The 3,402-nt window shown below is 39.5% G+C and carries 4 protein-coding genes; all 4 read right to left on the reverse strand.

The window, feature by feature from the left end; translation table 11 throughout:
• Positions 1 to 75 precede the first annotated feature (75 nt).
• Positions 76 to 1,095 carry a hypothetical protein gene (locus tag VNZ46_RS17085; RefSeq protein WP_325561261.1) on the reverse strand — a complete coding sequence of 340 codons (1,020 nt, stop codon included), beginning with the start codon at positions 1,093 to 1,095 and terminating at the stop codon, positions 76 to 78.
• Positions 1,070 to 1,657: a hypothetical protein gene (locus VNZ46_RS17090; protein WP_325561262.1), complete on the reverse strand. Its 588-nt coding sequence runs from the start codon at positions 1,655 to 1,657 to the stop codon at positions 1,070 to 1,072. Before VNZ46_RS17090 ends, VNZ46_RS17085 begins: the two co-directional genes overlap by 26 nt.
• On the reverse strand, positions 1,641 to 2,846 hold the full coding sequence (locus VNZ46_RS17095; RefSeq protein WP_325561263.1) for a histidinol-phosphate transaminase: 1,206 nt from the start codon (positions 2,844 to 2,846) through the stop codon (positions 1,641 to 1,643). The genes VNZ46_RS17090 and VNZ46_RS17095 overlap by 17 nt, the downstream gene beginning before the upstream one ends.
• 1 nt (position 2,847) lies before the next feature.
• The coding region (locus tag VNZ46_RS17100; RefSeq protein ID WP_325561264.1) for a glycosyltransferase family 4 protein at positions 2,848 to 3,402 on the reverse strand (555 nt) is incomplete at its 5' end.

Below are 3,402 nucleotides of genomic sequence, written 5' to 3' on the forward strand. Positions count from 1 at the left end.
TAACAGTTGTGTTTCTGCACCACCTTTGCTCATGGATGGCGTCATCAGAATGACCCTTTTGTTCACTTTCATAATTTATAAGTAAGCCTGGACCTGTTTATATTTGATATTAAAAACCAGATCAACGTATTTGGCATCCCAGGAGTTAGAAAAATTAAAGTGCTGCTTGTAATAAGCATACGCTTTTCCTTTGGTGTCCATTTCCGGATTAGGTTGATAGAAGGGACTTACCTCCAGATAAATGGGCTTGGTGCTCAGATCGTCATTTTGCCAGGTGATGTCAAATGCGCCAGTTGTGATATGTAACGATTTAAAAGTATTGGTAATGTCCTGACGCCAGTGTTCCGGAAAATACTTAAAGTCTACTTTACTGCCATAACTGGTAGAAGTCGGCATCCATTCATCTTTCAGGTTGATCCGCCAGTAGTGAAGTACAATTTCATCTTTTACAAAGATCACCCTCAGGTCTTTCCTCATGTTGAGCAGTTCCTGAACAATAATATGTTTGTTTTCTCTTACAAATTTCACATCAGACAACAATTCGACCAGATCCTGGAGGGAACGAATATGGTATAAACCTTCCGATGCACAAGAGTGCTCTGCCTTGATTAAATAAGGATAAGACAGTCCTGCATTCAGCACTTCTTCAAAAGAATTGTAAATGATGGTTTTGGGCTCCCTCACATTGGCCAGTTTAAAGACATCATGCATATGAGCTTTATTTTCCCACAACAGCGCTTCTTCGGATTTCGGAAAGATTTCGTTCCCCTGCAGTTCAAGCTGGGCTGTAAGTTGCTGAATTGCTGCTGTATAATCCCAAAACCCGTAAATATTATAGCGGCTGCTTAGTGTAAAAAATATTTTTTTGTGGTAGTACCGCCCGATATTTTTTCCATAGACAATCCTGAAGTTTTTACGGGACTTAATCAGGCCTGCAATAGTAGCCATATCCCAGATAAAGGCATCTGTCCCAAAATAGCGTATGGAGCGATCTGGTATCCAAACCAATATCTGTGCATTCCGGTGATACAAACTTTTAAAGGAAAACCAATTGATATGCCCTGCTATTTTAAGGATCCTGGAGCACCTTTTCATTATTTTGGTGAGTAAATTCATCGTTGGAATTAATTAGGTCAATTTCCCGGATTCCGAAATAGTCAATAGACATGCATGAAACTTCCCTGATCAAGTCATCATACAGCTTCACTTCTCCGTGTTCATGATTATAACTCAGGTCATCAATATAAACTACTGGTATTCCTTTAGAGATCAAATAATTGATATAAAATAACTTAAGGTTTGCTCCAGGTACAAGAATCAGCTCTGAAGCCCTGATCCCACAAGAAAGCAACCACTTGCAGGTGGTAAAATAACTCTGATAACTTCTGGCTGAAATAAAAACTACCCTGTGCCGCTGCCTGATCTTATCTAGTATAAAGTTCCTCATCCCAATGAAAATAGGTAAAGAGGCATACCTGTGCTGTTCATTTCTGTAAACATATTGCTGCAGGGAAGGCCAGGAATGAGCCAGAGTATTGTCTATATCAACCAGGTATACTTTTGTCCGGTCATCTGCCCTATTCAGCATCCGCCTGAACCGATATCTGAACCAGGTATCCAGTACCCCGTACAGCCAAAATCTAATTAACGCTTTCATGAATTAAATCGGGCGTTCTGTTCATAGCCAGGCAAGCTTTCATACTGCTGATGATGTATTCGTTCTCCTGCCTTGATCTTGAGGCCAGACGGATGAACTGGCCCTTTAAACCGATCTTATCATCACAAGTCCTTACATAGATCCCATAACTGATGAGCAGTTTGGCTACAAATTCCGTGGAGCGGATGCCTTCTTCCAGCTCAATTAATACGAAATTAGCCATGCTTGGATAGACCTTAATCCAGGGAAGCTGTTTAAGTTCCATGATGAAATCAAGTGTTTCCATTATATATTTTACGCGTACCTGTTCATATTTCAAAGCAAAATCCCTGCGGGTATACAGACGAAAGAAATATTCTGCCAGTCCATTCGAATTCCAGAGATAGCCGTTGTTTAACAATGCAGCAACATATTCTGCCCGCATAATTCCATATCCTGCTCTTATTCCAGCTACGCCAAAATCTTTGGACATGCTTTTGAGTACAATTAAATTCGGATATCTTTCTACCAGATGGGCCAGAGAAACCAGTTTGTAGGTCTCGCTTTCGTAGGCAAAGTGAATAAAACTCTCATCAATGAGTATGTTCTTTACAAAGGAAAGTTCATCCAGCATACGTTGTACATCTGCAATTTTAGTGTAGCCACCATTTGGATTGTTGGGGTTGATCAGTACAATGGTATCTGGCTGATGTTTTTTAACCAGGGAAATATAGCCGCTGATGTCGAGCGTATAATGATCTTCTTTAGATAATTCATTAAAAATCACCTCCACGCCGTCTTTTACATATTCGTAATAGGAAGAAAAGGTAGGAATATTGATGATGATCTTCTTCTCGGTAAAATTGTGGATTACAGCCTGTATAATTTCAATAGCACCATTACCAATGAATATATTTTTTGGGTTAATGTTCATGAAAGCAGCCAGTATTTCTGCAATTACGCCATTTTGAGAGGGGTAGCTTTCCAACAGATCCCGAATCTTTCCACTGCTGAGTATTTCTTTGTTGAAATATTCAATAAACAGCTCAGTTGCATAAGGATTGGACAGAAAACAGGCATCCACACGAATGGAAACTTCAGGAAGTTTTTGTTTAAATGTAATGATACTGGGCGAATGAGAACCCGCCTCATTTTTCAAAATTTCCAGTTTCTTTACAATCTTAAGTTCATCGTTTGTAAATTTTATCATCTTATTTAAATTTTGATTCGTACTGTAGCGCAAATGCTGACCGTGCCCCTTCCTGTTGATCTAATAATTGCTGGTAAGTCTTTAAATGCTTTTTAGCGGAGATTTCAATATGAAAATGGGTTTCAAAATGACGAATGATCCTTTCTTTAAGTGCTTGTTTCTGATCGCTGTATAATGCTTTTTTTAGCGCCAGTTCATAAGATTCCATACGGGTGTCTTCACTTAAAAATCCGGTAAGCCCATCGCTGATCATTTCTTTCATTCCGCCAACAGGGGTACAAACCGGGATACAGCCAACAGCCATAGCTTCAATCAATGAAATGGGCATCCCTTCAAAAAAGCTGGAAAGGCAGAAGGCATCCGCAATACTTAAATAATCAGCAATATTTTGCTGTGCACCTTTAAATTCGATATTCGGATCACCTGCTGCCAGCTTTATTAATCTCATATACAAGGGTCTGTCCTGTATTTCACCAATCAGGAGCAGCTTACATTTAACTTCCCCGGTCTCATTAAACTTTTGAACAACCTTGATCAGCATTTCCTGGTTCTTTTC

The organism is Pedobacter sp., from assembly GCF_035566355.1.
Classification (GTDB): domain Bacteria; phylum Bacteroidota; class Bacteroidia; order Sphingobacteriales; family Sphingobacteriaceae; genus Pedobacter.